The organism is Nonomuraea helvata (assembly GCF_039535785.1).
Classification (GTDB): Bacteria; Actinomycetota; Actinomycetes; order Streptosporangiales; family Streptosporangiaceae; genus Nonomuraea; species Nonomuraea helvata.
The window spans coordinates 2,546,674-2,562,085 of sequence record NZ_BAAAXV010000009.1 but is presented as its reverse complement, the minus strand read 5'-3'; the positions used below and the strand labels follow the sequence as shown (position 1 = coordinate 2,562,085).

13 protein-coding genes are annotated in these 15,412 nt (G+C 70.2%); 9 read left to right on the top strand and 4 right to left on the bottom strand.

The annotated features are described in order from the left end of the window. The first annotated feature begins 9 nt into the window (after window positions 1-9). Both ABD830_RS45360 and ABD830_RS45355 read left to right on the top strand, forming a co-directional pair. Window positions 10-153 carry a hypothetical protein gene (locus tag ABD830_RS45360; protein ID WP_345001266.1) on the top strand — a complete coding sequence of 48 codons (144 nt, stop codon included), beginning with the start codon at window positions 10-12 and terminating at the stop codon, window positions 151-153. 309 nt (window positions 154-462) lie between these two features. Further along, window positions 463-2,682, top strand: coding sequence for a zinc ribbon domain-containing protein (locus ABD830_RS45355; RefSeq protein WP_345001264.1), 2,220 nt, complete (start codon window positions 463-465; stop codon window positions 2,680-2,682). Here the strand turns inward: ABD830_RS45355 and ABD830_RS45350 are convergent. Genes ABD830_RS45350 through pdhA form a run of 3 tightly spaced genes read right to left on the bottom strand, consistent with a single transcriptional unit; the run spans window position 2,679 to window position 6,136 of the window. Then, a complete protein-coding gene (locus ABD830_RS45350) occupies window positions 2,679-4,055 on the bottom strand; it encodes a dihydrolipoamide acetyltransferase family protein (RefSeq protein ID WP_345001262.1) in 1,377 nt (458 codons plus the stop codon). The genes ABD830_RS45355 and ABD830_RS45350 overlap by 4 nt on opposite strands. Before the next feature lie 12 nt (window positions 4,056-4,067). Continuing rightward, window positions 4,068-5,048, bottom strand: coding sequence for an alpha-ketoacid dehydrogenase subunit beta (locus tag ABD830_RS45345; RefSeq protein WP_345001260.1), 981 nt, complete (start codon window positions 5,046-5,048; stop codon window positions 4,068-4,070). Continuing rightward, entirely contained in the window at window positions 5,045-6,136 is a 1,092-nt protein-coding gene (pdhA, locus tag ABD830_RS45340) for a pyruvate dehydrogenase (acetyl-transferring) E1 component subunit alpha (RefSeq protein WP_345001258.1), read from the bottom strand. Before pdhA ends, ABD830_RS45345 begins: the two co-directional genes overlap by 4 nt. 233 nt (window positions 6,137-6,369) lie before the next feature. Between pdhA and purS the strand changes: the two genes are divergently transcribed. The 7 genes from purS (at window position 6,370) to ABD830_RS45305 (ending at window position 14,698) form a co-directional block, all read left to right on the top strand. Next, on the top strand, window positions 6,370-6,615 hold the full coding sequence (gene purS, locus ABD830_RS45335; protein ID WP_345001256.1) for a phosphoribosylformylglycinamidine synthase subunit PurS: 246 nt from the start codon (window positions 6,370-6,372) through the stop codon (window positions 6,613-6,615). A 219-nt stretch (window positions 6,616-6,834) separates the two neighbouring features. Further along, window positions 6,835-7,218 (top strand): ATP-binding protein, encoded by a 384-nt coding sequence (locus tag ABD830_RS45330; RefSeq protein WP_345002253.1) that lies wholly within the window; start codon window positions 6,835-6,837, stop codon window positions 7,216-7,218. Between the two features lie 243 nt (window positions 7,219-7,461). Next, window positions 7,462-8,142, top strand: a complete 681-nt coding sequence (gene purQ, locus ABD830_RS45325) for a phosphoribosylformylglycinamidine synthase subunit PurQ (protein ID WP_345001254.1) — start codon at window positions 7,462-7,464, stop codon at window positions 8,140-8,142. After that, window positions 8,139-10,388: a phosphoribosylformylglycinamidine synthase subunit PurL gene (gene purL / locus ABD830_RS45320; RefSeq protein WP_345001252.1), complete on the top strand. Its 2,250-nt coding sequence runs from the start codon at window positions 8,139-8,141 to the stop codon at window positions 10,386-10,388. Before purQ ends, purL begins: the two co-directional genes overlap by 4 nt. A 106-nt stretch (window positions 10,389-10,494) precedes the next feature. After that, window positions 10,495-12,507 (top strand): adenylate/guanylate cyclase domain-containing protein, encoded by a 2,013-nt coding sequence (locus ABD830_RS45315; RefSeq protein WP_345001250.1) that lies wholly within the window; start codon window positions 10,495-10,497, stop codon window positions 12,505-12,507. Between the two features lie 33 nt (window positions 12,508-12,540). Next, window positions 12,541-13,203 carry a Crp/Fnr family transcriptional regulator gene (locus ABD830_RS45310; protein ID WP_345001248.1) on the top strand — a complete coding sequence of 221 codons (663 nt, stop codon included), beginning with the start codon at window positions 12,541-12,543 and terminating at the stop codon, window positions 13,201-13,203. A gap of 34 nt (window positions 13,204-13,237) precedes the next feature. Further along, entirely contained in the window at window positions 13,238-14,698 is a 1,461-nt protein-coding gene (locus ABD830_RS45305; RefSeq protein WP_345001246.1) for an MFS transporter, read from the top strand. Here the strand turns inward: ABD830_RS45305 and ABD830_RS45300 are convergent. Next, window positions 14,659-15,405: a methylenetetrahydrofolate reductase gene (locus tag ABD830_RS45300; RefSeq protein ID WP_345001244.1), complete on the bottom strand. Its 747-nt coding sequence runs from the start codon at window positions 15,403-15,405 to the stop codon at window positions 14,659-14,661. The two genes, ABD830_RS45305 and ABD830_RS45300, sit on opposite strands and share 40 nt — an antisense overlap. Window positions 15,406-15,412: the final 7 nt, after the last annotated feature.

Here is a 15,412-nt window from a genome sequence, read left to right as displayed (position 1 = left end):
CTTGTCGGGATGGACGTGGCACCGGCGGGTGATCAGGATGTAGAACGGGCGGCGGACAGCCCGGTCCAGATCTTCAGGTTGGCTGAGCGGCAGGTGGCCAAGCGCATCCCCATCCCGACGGTGACGCTGCGTAGGCAGAGTGGGACGTTCTGATCCATGATCTAGCTTGTGCGCCGTATGAAGGGCCCGACCCTGAACCGTTGAGCGTCGAAAATTGTCGTTGGCATGCGGCATGGTGAACCCATGACCGTGACAGGGCAGACGCATGGGGCGGGCGAGGCGGCCGGAGCCCGCCGTACCTCTGTCTCCGGGTCTGCCTCTGCCTCTGCCTCCGGATCGGACACCCGGACCGGCTCGAACACCGCGCCCGGATCGGGATCCGGGGCTTGGCCTGGCGGGCGCAGGTTCCGCGGCAAGAACAAGAAACCCGCCTGGAGGCGCGACCCCGACCAACCGGTATCGGTGATCCGGCTGGCCCTGTGCACCGACGACCCGGCCGTGCGTGCCCGGCTGGAGCAACTGTTCTCCGCCTCCTGGTCGTTGAAACGCGCGTTGCAACGCGACGCCCGTGACCGGGTCGACGCCTACTGGGCCGCGCCCAACCGGCGGGCCGCGGACGCCAAGGCCTGGCGTGAGCGGCTGGGGTTGTCCCGGGCCGGCCTGGAAAGCGCCGCCTCCGCCCATCTGGACGCCTCCGGTCACCTGAAACACCATCTGACCAAGGCGCTGGCGCTGCATCAGGCCGACGAGGTATGGGCCGGGGTGGAGCGGCACCTGTTCGGCGACACGAACGGCAAACGGGCCGGACGCCCGCGGGTGGGCTCGTGGTGGACCCATACCCGCATCCCCGGCCGGGCGCGTTCGCACACCACCCCACATAAGTGGGAGACATTTCGGCTGTATGGCAGCCTGGCCGCGCATCTGGCCGCCTACCCCCACCCGGATCTGACCAAGGGCGATGTTGTCACAGGACTGCGAGCCGAGACCGGGAGCACCGTCGCTGGCGAGACTGCGGGCGGCGCTTTGGTCGATGCCGAGCTGTCGCGGCCGGTCGGGGCGAGTGTGCTGGCCCAGCCGCGTCGTCTGCCCACCCCCACCGGCAGCAGGACCGGCGCGGACAGGACTGGTGACGGTGGGAATCGCGGCGCACGGCGGGCCTCGTGGTGGACCTACGACGGGCCGCTCATGGTGGTGTTCACCGGCGGCGCCACCAGCACCGCGCCAGATCTGGTGATCCCGGTCCGGCTCCCCCAGGGCGCGGGCCGTCTGCCCTACCTGGCCCATTATCTGGCCGACCCGGCCCGCTGGCATAAGATCGACCTGGTGCGGCGGGCCGATCCCGGCGTGCGGGGCGGCTGGCGATATGAGGCCCACCTGATGATCCTGGGCGCGGGATACACCTCCCCACGCACCCGCGAGCGCCGCGCCCACGCCGCCGGGCTGGAACGACTCGGCGGGGTGGACGGGAACGTCTCCAATCTGGCCGTGGTCTCCGCGCCCGCCACCTGGCCCAAACCGGCCGTAACCGAACCGGCCCCAGCAGCAACGGAACCCGACGGACTCGCCGCCAAGGGGCGTGGCCCCGGCGCGCCGACCATGGGCCGGACCGCTAGAACCAGCGAGCCCGCGAGACTCGCAACATCCGCAGAACCGGGCGGAACCGTGAAACCCAGCGGGGTCACCGGGACACGGCTGACGTTGACCGACGCAGAACGTGCTGTGGCGGCCCGAGCCCGCGCCAAGGCCAAAGGCCGCAAAAGAGCGCTGGACCGGTCCCGCCGCGCGGCCAACCCCACCCGCTACCAGCCCTCGCCCCGCCAGGCCGAACGCGCCCGCCGCCGTGCCGACCGTGGACTACCCGCCAAGACAATCAGCCTGCCGGGCGGTCCACGCGATGCCACCGCGGGCGGGATCCCCCGCCAGGCATATCGGACCGACACCCTCTCGCGCGGCTACCGAAAAGTCCGCGCTCGCCTGTCGGCGGAGGCAGCCGGGCAGAGCGAAGCCCGGCGTGCCCGCGCCGCCCACCTGGCCGTGAGCATCGTTGCCTCCCATGGCGCCCACCTGGTCGTCGAGGACTGCGACATCAGCACCTGGCACCGGTTGTGGGGCCGCGCCTGCGCCGCGTTCACCCCCGGTATGCTCATCACCGCGCTGGCCCGCGAATGCGCGGCGGCAGGCGGTGCCTTGCTGCGCGCCTCCACCACCCACACCGCGATGTCCCAGCACTGCCTGTGCGGGGCCCGGGTCCCCAAATCCTTGGCCGACCGGGTTCACACCTGCCCCGCGTGCGGACTGTCAGGGGATCGGGACCTGATCTCCGCGGCGTTGGCGTCATGTGTCACACTCGTCGACCCGGCCGACCCGCATACGGCCCGGGTCGACTATCAGCGGGCCCAGGCTCTGACCACTGCCTTTTCCCAAGGGCTGCAAGAAGCCCTGACCGAGTCAACCGTGATAAGCCCCGCCCCCGCCCCACCGGCGGGAACGGGCCAGACGGCAGCCTCCCCCCGACCGTGCCGCCCTCGGCGGTACCAGACGAGGACGGCCTCTGCTCGGCAAAGTTCCGGCATGGGTGACACGCCGACCCCGGATGAGACCACGACCGCTTCCAGCGGCCGGGGACCACACCGGACAGACGTGATCACGAACCGGACCATCCCGATAAGAGATGGGTCTTAGCTCCAGGCCAGCACGCGCAGCGGGTCCTCCAGCATGGCGCCCACGTCACGCAGGAACATCGAGCCCAGCTCGCCGTCCACGATGCGGTGGTCGAACGAGAGGGCGAGCGTCGTCACCTTGCGTACCGCCAGCTCGCCGTCCACCACCCACGGCATGTCCCTGATCTGGCCGACGGCGAGGATGGCCGCCTCTCCGGGGTTCAGGATCGGGGTGCCGGCGTCGACGCCGAAGACGCCGACGTTGGTGATGGTGAAGGTGCCGCCCGCCATCTCGGCCGGCTGCGTACGGCCCGCCCTGGCGGTCTCGGTGAGCTGGGCCAGCTGCTTGGCCAGGTCGGGGAGCGACAGGGCGTGGGCGCCCTTGATGTTGGGCACCACCAGACCCCTGGGGGTGGCGGCGGCTATCCCCAGGTTGACGTGATGCTTGACCACGATCTCCTGGGCCGCCTCGTCCCACGATGAGTTGATCATGGGGTGGCGTTTCACCGCCGTGAGCACCGCCTTGGCCACCAGGAGCAGCGGGGAGACCTTGACCTCCGCGAAGTCGGGGAAGGCGCGCAGGCGCTGGACCGTCTCCATGGTGTTCGTCATGTCGAGCTGGAGGAACTCGGTGACGTGGGGGGCGGTGAAGGCGCTGGCGACCATGGCCTGGGCGGTCATCTTGCGCACGCCCTTGATGGGGATGCGCTCCTCCTCCACCCGTTCGGGCGCTGCCACGGCAGCTGCCACCGGCTCCTTGGCCTCCGCCGCGGCGTGGATGTCCTCCCGGGTGATGGAGCCCTGAGGGCCGGTGCCGGTGATGCCCCCGAGGTCGACCCCGAGGTCCTTGGCCAGCTTCCGTACCGGCGGCTTGGCGAGGACCGAAACTCCGGAGGTGGGGGCGGTGGCCGGGTGGCCGTCCACCTCCACGCGGGACGGGTTGGCCACCGGAGTGGCCGGGATCCGGGCCGTCTCACGTTTGCGGGGCCGGCGCTTCGTGGCGCCGGTCTTGACACCGTAGCCGACCAGGACCGCCTGGCGCTCCTCCTTGGGGGCCGGGCTGCCGTGCGCGCCCGGCTCGACGGCGCTCTCCTCCGGCGGGTTGGGCACCATGTCCTCGGCCGCGGCCTGGACCCTGTCCGAGGGCTCCGAGGGCTCCGAGGTGTCGACGGCGATGATGGGGGCGCCGACGTCGACCGTCTGGCCCACGTCGGCCAGCAGATCCGCCACCGCCCCGTCCCACGGGATCGGCAGCTCGACGATCGACTTGGCCGTCTCGATCTCCACGACGATCTGGTTGACCTTGACGGTGTCACCCGCCTTGACGTGCCACCGGACGATCTCGGCCTCCGTCAGCCCCTCACCGACGTCGGGAAGCTTGAACTCGCGTCGCATGAACAACCCTCCTCAGTAGCCGAGTGCCCGGTCGACGGCGTCGAGCACCCGGTCCAGGTCGGGCAGGTAGTGCTCCTCCAGCCGCGACGGAGGGTAGGGGGTGGAGAAGCCGCCGACCCGGAGCACCGGCGACTCCAGGTTGTAGAAGCACTGCTCCGTGATCCTCGCGGCCAGCTCGGCGCCGAACCCGCTGTTGACCGGCGCCTCGTGGACCACCACCACCCGCCCGGTACGGCGTACGGAGTCCATCACGACCGGCTCGTCCAGCGGGTTGAGCGAGCGCAGGTCGACCACCTCGAGCGAGCGGCCGTCGTCCTCGGCGGCCTTGGCCGCCTCCAGGCAGGTCTTGACCATGGGGCCGTAGGCCAGCAGCGTGGCGTCACTGCCCGGGCGGACCACCTTGGCGGCGTGCAGCGGCGGCCACCAGTCGGTGGAGGAGGTGTCGATGTCGGCCTTCTCCCAGTAGCGGCGCTTGGGCTCGAAGAAGATCACCGGGTCGTCGCTGCGGATGGCCTGCTGGATCATGGTGTACGCGTCGGCCGGATTGGAGCAGGCCACGACGCGCAGCCCGGCGGTGTGGGTGAAGTACGCCTCGGGCGACTCGCTGTGGTGCTCGACCGCGCCGATGCCGCCACCGCACGGGATGCGTACGACCACCGGGAGCTTGATCGCGCCCAGCGAGCGCATCGGCATCTTGGCGAGCTGCGTGATGATCTGGTCGGCGGCCGGGAAGACGAACCCGTCGAACTGGATCTCGCACACCGGCCGGTAACCGCGCAGCGCCAGTCCGATCGCGGTGCCGATGATGCCCGACTCGGCCAGCGGCGTGTCGATGACGCGGTCCTCGCCGAAGTCCTTCTGCAGGCCGTCGGTGACGCGGAAGACGCCGCCCAGCTTGCCGACGTCCTCCCCCATGATGAGGACCTTGGGGTCGTCCTCCATGGCCTTGCGCATGCCCTCGTTGAGCGCCTTGGACAGACTCAGGATGGTCATTGGGCGAACCCTTCCAGGTACGCGGCGAACTGGGCTCGTTCCTGGTCGATCAGGGCGTGGGGCTCGCGGTAGACGTGGTCGAAGATGTCGAGCGGCTCCGGGTCGGGCATCGCCAGGCAGCGCCTGCGCAGGTCGGCTCCGAGCTGGTCGGCCTCGGCGTCGACGGAGTCGAAGAACGCCTGGTCGGCGTGCTCGTTCTTGAAGAGATACGACCTGACCCGCTCGATCGGGTCCTTGAGCTTCCACGCCTCCAACTCGCTGGCCACGCGGTAACGCGTCGGGTCGTCGGTGGTGGTGTGGGCGCCCATCCGGTACGTGAACGCCTCGATGAGCGTCGGCCCCTGGCCCGTACGGGCGGCCTCCAGGGCCTTCCTGGTCACCGCCAGGCAGGCGAACACGTCGTTGCCGTCCACCCTGATCCCGGGGAAGCCGAAGCCGGAGGCGCGGCGGTAGAGCGGGATGCGGGTCTGCTTCTCCAGGGGCTCGGAGATGGCCCACTGGTTGTTCTGGCAGAAGAACACGATCGGCGCGTTGAACACGCTGGCCCAGATGAACGACTCGTTCACGTCGCCCTGCGAGGTGGCGCCGTCACCGAAATAGGCGATCGTGGCGGCGTTCGCGTCGTCGCGCTGGATGCCCATGGCGTACCCGACGGCGTGGAGGGTCTGGCTGCCGATCACGATCGTGTAGAGGTGGAAGTTGTGCTCCTCGGGGTCCCATCCGCCGTGGTTCACGCCCCTGAACAGGCCCAGCAGCTTCACCGGGTCCACGTCGCGGCACCACGCCACACCGTGCTCGCGGTAGGTGGGGAAGGCCATGTCGGCGTCGGTCAGCGCCCGGCCCGAGCCGATCTGGGCCGCCTCCTGGCCCAGCAGCGAGGCCCAGATGCCCAGCTCACCCTGGCGCTGCAGCGCCACGGCCTCCAGGTCGATGCGCCGGACGAGGACGAGGTCGCGGTAGAGCGACCGGACCTCCTCGTCGGTCAGGTCGATGTCGTAGTCGGGGTGCTCGACCCGCTCGCCCTCGGGGGTGAGCAGCTGGACGAGCTCCGGAGGTGCTGAAGCACCACGAGAGGCTTCGGCTGTCACGTGCCACTCCTGTGCGTCGTTAAAGGGCCAGGTCTTCGATGGGGTTGCCACCTTAGGCCAGCCGTCCATGCGAGGAACCATCTGGTGGTGGTTCGTACGCGTTTGGGGCCATGGTGGCAGACATCACAACCCTCCGCGCAAGCCCCATCCTCTCCCCGTTCCCGTTGTGTCGTCAGCCACACGCGCCGGTAGGCTGTGCTTCCCAGTCACCCACCGCATCCAGGAGGAACGCAGTGGCCCGCGTCATCGTGGACGTCATGTTGAAGCCCGAGATCCTCGACCCGCAGGGCCAGGCGATCGCCAGGGCACTGCCCAGGCTCGGCTTCTCCGGCGTCTCGGCCGTGCGCCAGGGCAAGCGCTTCGAGATCGAGCTCGACGGCCCGGCCGACGAGACGGCGCTCGGCGAAGTCCGTAAGATGGCCGAGACCTTGCTGGCCAACACGGTGATCGAGGACTACAGCGTCCGGGTTGAGGAGTAAGGGAGATAAGCTCCCCCGATTCCCTCTTGGCCGGTTAAAGCCGGGTTCCGGCATGCCACAATGCCACGGGCATGCCAACACTAAATAACAACAGGGTGATTTTGCGGTTAGCCCCGTTTTCACAGGGAAACCTACTCCAGGTGACATTCTGGCGCCCGGAGGAGTCCGGTGGATATTGAGTTCTCGTTGGCACTGCCTCGGGATGCGATCGGCATACCGATGGTCAGGCGAGTGCTGGGCGATGCCATGCGTTCACTGAACGTGAGCGAGACGTGCATCGCCGACATGCTCCTCGCCGTCTCCGAGGCGTGCTCCAATGCGGTGCGGCACGGGGGTCCCGCCAACCGCTACGAGGTGACCGCCGCGATCGGCTACGGCCGCTGCGACGTACGCGTCGCCGACAACGGCGACGGTCTGCCGACGATGCCGCTGCACTTCCCCCCGCCGGACACCGAGAACGGCCGCGGCCTGCTGATCATGCGCTCCGTGGTCGACGAGATCTCCTTCGGCATCACGCCCGGCCGTGGCACGACGGTCCACCTGCGCAAGCAACTCGCCTGGGACGAGGCCGACGTCCGCCCCCGCGAGCTGGCAGCCGTCTGAACGTGCTCATGGCCTCCACTCCGTGGAGGCGGGCTCGGTCGCTTGGGAGCCGTCGCCTTCCCTCGTCACTCCGGTCGCTACGCTTCCTGCGCTCCTCAGTCCAGGCGACGGCGCTCCCTCGCACCTCCGCCGGACGCATGAGCCGATGCGGACCACGCGACAGCACCCGATAACCTGAGTAGACCGCCACCGTCCGACCGACGGTGGCGCGTGCGCGCGCATTCCTCGGAGGGGACGACTGTCATGAGCGCTGCCCGTGTGGGCGTAGTCACGTTTCCAGGAACTCTCGACGACCAGGACGCCGCCAGAGCCGTGCGCCTCGTGGGCGCGGAGGCGGTTCCGCTGTGGCACGCCGACCACGACCTGAAGGGAGTCGACGCCGTCTTCCTGCCCGGCGGCTTCTCCTACGGCGACTACCTGCGCTGCGGCGCCATCTCGCGGTTCGCGCCGCTCATGGAGGAGCTCATCCCGGCCGCCAGGGCGGGGCTGCCCGTGCTCGGCACGTGCAACGGGTTCCAGATCCTCTGTGAGGCGCACCTGCTGCCGGGCGCCCTGACCCGCAACGGCTCGCTCCACTACGTCTGCCGTGACCAGAAGGTCAGGATCGAGCAGACCGCGACCGCGTGGACCAACTCGTTCGACCAGGGCCAGGAGATCGTGCTGCCGATCAAGCACGGCGAGGGCCGCTACGTGGCCTCCGACGACACCCTGGCCGCGCTCGAGGCCGGCGGTCACGTGGTCGTGCGCTACGTCGGCAACCCCAACGGCTCGCTCAACGACATCGCGGGCATCCGCAACGAGGCGGGCAACGTGGTCGGCCTCATGCCGCACCCCGAGCACGCGGTCGAGGAGCTGGTCGGCGCCCCGAGCACCGACGGCCTCGGGTTCTTCACCTCCATTCTCAAGAAGCTGGTGAACGCATGACCGACAGTGTGAAGCGCGCGGCTGAGACGCCTGACGAGCCGATGCCCTTCGCCGAGCTGGGGATGAAGCAGGACGAGTACGACCGGGTCAAGGAGATCCTCGGGCGCCGTCCCACCGGCTCGGAGCTGGCCATCTACAGCGTCATGTGGTCCGAGCACTGCTCGTACAAGTCGTCCAAGGTGCATCTCAAGCAGTTCGCCACCAAGGCGCCCAAGTCCGAGGCCCTGCTGGTGGGCATGGGCGAGAACGCGGGCGTGGTGGACATCGGCGACGGCTGGGCGGCCACGTTCAAGATCGAGTCACACAACCACCCGTCCTACGTCGAGCCGCATCAGGGCGCGGCCACCGGCGTCGGCGGCATCGTGCGCGACATCATGTCGATGGGCGCGCGCCCGATCGCCGTCATGGACTCGCTGCGCTTCGGCGGCGCGGACGCGGTCGACACGCGCAGGGTGCTGCCAGGCGTGGTCGAGGGCATCAGCCACTACGGAAACTGCCTGGGCCTGCCCAACATCGGCGGCGAGGTCGTCTTCGACCCCTGCTACATCGGCAACCCCCTGGTCAACGCCCTGTGCGTCGGGCTGCTGCGGAAAGACCAGATCAAGCTGGCCACCGCGCCAGGGCCGGGCAACAAGGTCGTGCTGTTCGGCGCGTCCACCGGCCCCGACGGCATCGGCGGCGCCTCGGTGCTGGCGTCGGCGACGTTCGAGGACGAGTCGCAGGCCAAGCGGCCCGCCGTGCAGGTGGGCGACCCGTTCATGGAGAAGCTGCTCATCGAGTGCTGCCTGGAGCTGTACGCGGCCGACGTCGTCGTCGGCATCCAGGACCTCGGCGCGGCCGGCGTGTCGTGCGCCACGACCGAGCTGGCCGCCAAGGGCACCGGCGGCATGGACGTCGACCTCAACCTCGTCCCGCTCCGGGATCCCTCGCTCAGGCCTGAGGAGATCCTCATGAGCGAGTCGCAGGAGCGCATGATGGCGGTCGTCAGGCCCGACGACATCCCGGCGTTCATGGCGATCTGCGACAAGTGGGACGTCCCCGCCACCGTCATCGGCGAGGTGACCGACACCGGCCGCCTGGTCATGACCTGGGACGGCGAGGTCATCGTGGACATCCCGCCGGGCACCGCGGCCGACGAGGGGCCCGTCTACGAGCGCCCGTACCACGAGCCCTCCGGACAGGCGGCGCTCAACGCCGACACCCCCGACAGGCTGGAGCGGCCCGCCGAGCTGCGGGGCACGCTGCTCCAGCTCCTCGGCTCGCCCAACCTGGCCTCCAAGGAGTGGGTGACCTCCCAGTACGACCGCTACGTCCGCTCCAACACCGTGCTGGCCCAGCCGGCGGACGCGGGCATGGTGCGCATCTCGGAGGCCATGGCGGGAGCGGAGCCGACGACCAGGGGCATCGCGCTGGCCACCGACGGCAACGGCCGCTACGCCAAGCTCGACCCGTACGCGGGGGCGCAGCTGGCGCTGGCCGAGGCGTACCGGAACGTGGCCGTGACCGGCGCCAAGCCCCTCGCCGTGACCAACTGCCTCAACTTCGGCTCCCCAGAGGACCCCGAGGTCATGTGGCAGTTCGCCGAGGCCGTGCGCGGCCTGGCCGACGCGTGCAGGACCCTTGGCGTGCCGGTGACCGGCGGAAACGTCTCCTTCTACAACCAGACGGGCTCGACGGCCATCAACCCCACGCCGGTCGTGGGCGTGCTCGGTGTCATCGACGACGTGGCCCGGCGGGTGCCGTCCGGGTTCACCGCCGAGGGGCTCAAGGTCGTGCTGCTCGGCGAGACGCGCGAGGAGTTCGGCGGCTCCGAGTGGGCGCACGTCGCCCACCACCACCTGGGCGGGCTGCCGCCCCAGGCGGACCTGGCGGCCGAGCAGGCGCTGGCGACCGTGCTGGTCGAGGCCGGCAGGCGGGGGCTCCTCGAGGGCTCCCACGACCTGTCGGACGGCGGGCTGGCCGTCGCGCTGGCCGAGTCCTGCCTGGCGCGGGGCGTCGGCGCCTCGGTGGTGCTGAGCGGTGACGCGTTCACCGACCTGTTCAGCGAGTCCTCCGCGCGGGCGCTGGTCGCGGTGCGGCCGGAGGCCTATGAGGAGTTCGCGTCGCTGTGCGGGCGGCACGACGTGCCCTGCTACGGGCTGGGCACGACCGGCGGCGCGTCGCTGGTGGTCGAGGGCGAGTTCGAGGTGCCGGTCGAGGAGCTGCGGGAGACGCACTCGGCGGCGCTGCCCGCGCTGTTCGGCTGACGGTTCTTCTCGAGGGCCGGTACGGGTTCCGTGCCGGCCCTCTTCACTGACGCTGTGGGTAAAACGACGCATTGGTGGCCACGACCCCGCGTGGATAATCGGGTCTGTGCCGACCCCCTATCTGCCTCCGGCCACCCACCCCGTGCGCGGCGTGGTCTGGGGCATCCATCTGGTGCTGCCGCTGCTGGGCCTCTGGCTCCTGCTGTTGCACCCGGACGTCAACATCCCCTGGCAGCACAATCCCAGCCACTTCTGGATGATCATCACGGTGGCCGGGCTCAACGTGGTGCTGGGCGTCATGATCAGCGAGGCGTCGCGGCGGCGGCAGGACGCCCGGCTGTTCCTGGTCTCCATGGTCTTCCTGAGCAGTGCCGGGTTCTTCTTCCTGCACGGGCTGGCCACCCCCAAGATCATCCTGCCGACCGGCTCACTGGGGTTCGACCTGGGCCAGCAGGTGGGGCTCACGATCGCGGCGGCGTTCGCGTTCGCCTCCGCGCTGCCGCTGGGCGAGCGGGCGGCCAAGGCCGTGCTGGGCTCGCAACACTTCATCCGTGCGCTGCTCTTCGGGTTCATGGTCGTCTGGGGGCTGGTGTCGCTGATCCCGGGGCTGACGGTGCTCAGCGAGCCGCCGCTCGCGTCGCCGGTCCCCTGGCTGGTCTGGGCGTCCATTCCGGGCGTCCTGCTGTACGCCGCGGCGAGCGTGATGATGTTCCTGCTGCACCGGCGGCGCCCGTCGGCCATGCTGATCAGCCTGATCACGGCGTACGCGCTGCTGGCCGAGGCCATGGTCGCGGGGATGTCCCAGCTCAACTGGCATCTGTCCTGGTGGGAGTGGCACCTCCTGCTCACGCTGGCCTTCGTCTTCGTGGCCTACAGCGCGCACCTGCAGTTCAGGCGGGAGGGGTCGAGCGCGGGGCTGTTCGACTCGGTGACGCTGGCGGCGACCGTGGCGCGCATCCAGCAGGACTACGACCAGGCGCTGGAGGAGCTGGTCGAGCACGTACGCCGGGGTGAGCCGCTGGCCGCGACCCGGCTGTCGGGCAAGTTCCGGCTGAACGAGGGCCAGGCCGCCGTGCTCGACCGGGCCGGCCAGGCGCTGGCCAACGAGCGCGAGCTGTCGGGGCGGCTGGCCGCCCTGGTGGCGGTGAGCGCCCAGACCAAGGTGGGCCTGCCGGAGGACCGGCTGCTGGCCACGGCGCTGGAGCGGGTGCGGCAGGCGTACGGCGACGTCAAGATCGGTCTGGTCGCGGAGGGCAAGACCCAGATCGGCTCCCGCGAGTACGAGTTCGCCGGGAACCAGCCCATCAGGCGCGACAGCCTGCTGGCCTTCCCCTTGACGGTCAAGGGTCACCTCGCGGGCGTGCTGGAGGTGCCCGTCGGCCGTACTCCGCAGGACGAGGCGCTGGCCGCCACCCTGGCCGGGCAGCTGTCCATCTCGTTGGAGAACGCCCGTCTCTACCAGGAGCTCGACACGCTCTTCCGGCAGTACATGTCGCCGGACGTGGCCAACGCCCTGCTGGCCGACCCGGCGCAGGCGGCGCTCGGCGGCGAGCTGAAGGAGCTGACCGCGCTCTTCGCCGACCTCAAGGGCTTCACGACGTTCTCCGAGAAGGTCACGCCCGGCGAGATCGTGGAGATGCTCAACCGCTACCACACGGCCGCGGTCCCCTGCATTCTCAACAACGGCGGCACGATCGTGCAGTTCGTCGGCGACGCGCTGCTGGCCCTGTTCAACGCCCCCGCCACGCAGGCCGGCCACGCCAGGGCCGCGTGCCGGGCGGCGCTGGACATGCAGCGGGCCGCCGCCGAGGTGGCCGAGGAGATGGCGTGGAAGCGGGTGGACGACGTCGAGTGGCCGACGTTCAGGGTGGGCGTCAACACCGGTCCCGCCCTGGTCGGCAACATCGGCAGCCCCGAGCTGCGCGGCTTCAACGCGATGGGCGACTGCGTGAACGTGGCGGCCAGGCTCGAGGGCATCGCCGAGCCCGGCACGGTCGTCATCGGGGAGACGACGCTCAGGCAGTTGGGCCATGGCGCGTCGGTGAACCCTCTGGGCCGGCTCAGCCTCAAGGGCAAGGAAGAGCTCGTGGCCGCCTACGTTCTGACTGATTTGCAATAGAAGGGCGACACTCGTACCGACATAATCGGGCGCATGGAGCCTGAGCCCGGTGAGTTCCTTTCCCTGCTCACCGACGAGGAGGTCGCGGACCTGCGCGCGGCCGGCCGCCCGCGGCGGTGGGACCGCGGCACGACCGTGATCAACGAGGGCGACACGTCCGACTGGGTCCTCGTGCTGCTGGAGGGCCGGGTCAAGTGCTCGTCACACACGAGTGCCGGCACCGAGGTGGTGCTGGCCGTACGCGGTCCTGGCGCGCTGCTCGGCGAGATGTCGGCCATCGACGGGTCGCCTCGCTCGGCCACGGTGACCGCGCTGGAGCCGATCTCGGGGATCGTGCTGCGGGACTTCTCGTCGTTCCTGGAGTCCCACGGACGCATCGCCGTACTGCTGATGCAGCTCGTCACCGCCAAGCTGCGGGACGCGGACAGGAAGCGCATCGAGTACGGCGCGTTCGACACCACGGGCCGGGTCGCGACGCGCCTGCTGGAGCTGGCCGACCGGTACGGCGAGAAGACCAACAGCGGGGTGCGCGTGGCGCTGCCCCTGTCACAGGACGAGCTGGCCGGCTGGACGGGCGCCTCGCGCGAGGCCGTCAGCAAGGCGCTGCGCACGCTGCGCGACCGGGGTCTCATCGAGACCGGACGGCGGCGCGTGGTGATCCACGACCTCGACGGGCTGCGCAGGCGAGCCCGCTGATGATCTACGTACGCCGTACGTCATAGTGGAGGGCATGGTAGCCGTCACCCCCCACGACGACACCCGCCTGCGCTACGCGTGGCGCGTGTGCGCGGTCACCAGCCTGGGGCTCGTCCTCATCGGCATCGCCGGCAGCACGCTCAACGTCGCGCTCCCGGCGGTCGTGCGGCACTTCCACGCCGACGCGCTGGAGTCGGGGTGGATCCTGCTGGCGTTCCTGCTGGTCAACACCGCCTCGCTGGTGTTCTTCGGCCGGGTGGCCGACCTGCTGGGCAGGCGCGAGGTGTATCTGACGGGGTTCGCGCTGTTCACGGTGGCCTCGCTGCTGGCCGGGCTGTCGCCGAGCGTGTGGTTCCTCATCGCGATGCGCGTGCTGCAGGCGATCGGGGCGGCGATGATCCTGGCGAACGGCACGGTCATCATCACCGACGCGTTCCCGCCCGACCGGCTCAGCCAGGGCATGGGCGTCTACATCGGCACGCTCTCGGTGGCGCAGCTGGCCGGGCCCACGCTGGGCGGCCTGATCGCGGAGACGGCCGGCTGGCAGTGGATCTTCTGGGTCAACGTGCCCGCCGGGCTGCTCGCGCTGGGCGTGGGGGCGGCGATCTTACGCAGGATGCCCAGGCGGCCGAAGGAGCCGGTGGACGCGCTGGGCAACGTGCTGGTGTTCGCGGCGCTGTCGGCGGTGCTGCTGGCACTCTCGGAGGCGAACTCCGGCGGCCTCATGGTCGTGGCGGGATTCGCCGTCTTCGCTCTGCTGCTGCCGCTGATCGTGTGGGCCGAGCGGCGCTCGTCCAACCCGGTGCTGGACTTGCGGCTCTTCGGGGGGCGGCTGCTGGCGTACGCGAACCTGGCCTCGTTCTGCAACGCCCTGGCGCGGTCGGCGCTCATCCTGGTGGTGGCGCTGTACTTCCAGGCGGCGCGAGGGGTGGACGCGTTCGAGGCGGGGCTGAGCGTGCTGCCGGTGCCCGTCGGGATCGGGCTGGCCTCGCCGATCACGGGAGCGCTGGGGCGGAGGGTGTCGCCGTACGCGCTGTCCATCGGCGGGGCGGCGATGAGCGCCCTAGGACTCGGCACGCTGATGCTGACGGCCGATCCGGCCACGCCGTACTGGGTGATCGGGATCGGCCTGTTCGTGGCCGGCTGCGGCAGCGGGACGTTCCTGACCGGCAACACCACCCAGGTCATGCGGGCGCTGCCCAGCGGGAGCCTGGGGGTGGTCAACGGCTTCCGCGTCATGATCATGAACGTCGGCATCGTGATCAGCGTCGGCCTGTCGCTCAGCGTCCTGACCGCGTCCGTGGGGCCCGAACTGCGCGCCCAGGTGTACGCGGGCACGCTCTCCAAGCTCTCGCCGGTGGCGGTGGGGCAGCTCATGGACGGGTTCCGGCACGCGTACGCGGTGCTCTTCGCGGTGGCGCTCACGGGCGCGCTGCTCGCGTCCCTGGCCCGCCCTCAGAGAACGGCGGCGAGCCTGGACTCCACGTCGCGGTAGCGGGAGACCGGGATGAGGTGGACGCCGTCGAAGGCGCCCGAGTCGCGGATCGCGAGCACCTGCTCGCAGGCCGCCTCCACCCCCGCCATGCGGTCCGCGGCCACCTTCGCGATCAGCTCCTCCGGCAGGTCGATGTCGGGGATCGCGGTGGCCAGCATGCGGGCGTGGCGCTCGCTGGCCAGGACCATGACGCCCGCGTAGACCGGCATGTTCACCGGGTGGGCGTCGCGCCAGCGCAGCTGCGCCTCCAGCGAGAAGCCGACCTGGAGGAACAGGAAGTCGGCCGTGCGCTTCCAGGTGGGCAGCGAGCGCATCGAGGCCGCCGCGCCGAGGCGGACGCCCGGGGAGAACTCGCGGGCCTCCTCGATCATCGAGCGCACGGTGAGGTCGCTGGTGCGGTTGCCGCTCGTCGGCTTGTCGCCGTAGACGAAGAGGAACTGCTCCACCCCGTACGCCGCCGCCGTCAGCAGGTCGCGACGGAAGCCGAGCAGGTTGCGGTCGCGCGAGTTGAGGCAGGCGATGCCGCGCCCGCCCATGGCCTGGACCTCGTGGGCCACCGCCACGCTCGACACCGTGGCGCGGCCGATGTGGTTGTCGGGGATGAGGAACGAGTGGGCGATCTTGCTCATCGTGCCGATCTGGTGCCGGACGTGCTTCAGATCGGGCTTGGTGGGAGGTTCGATCTCGCAGATCAGCTCGAAGGTCACGGCACGA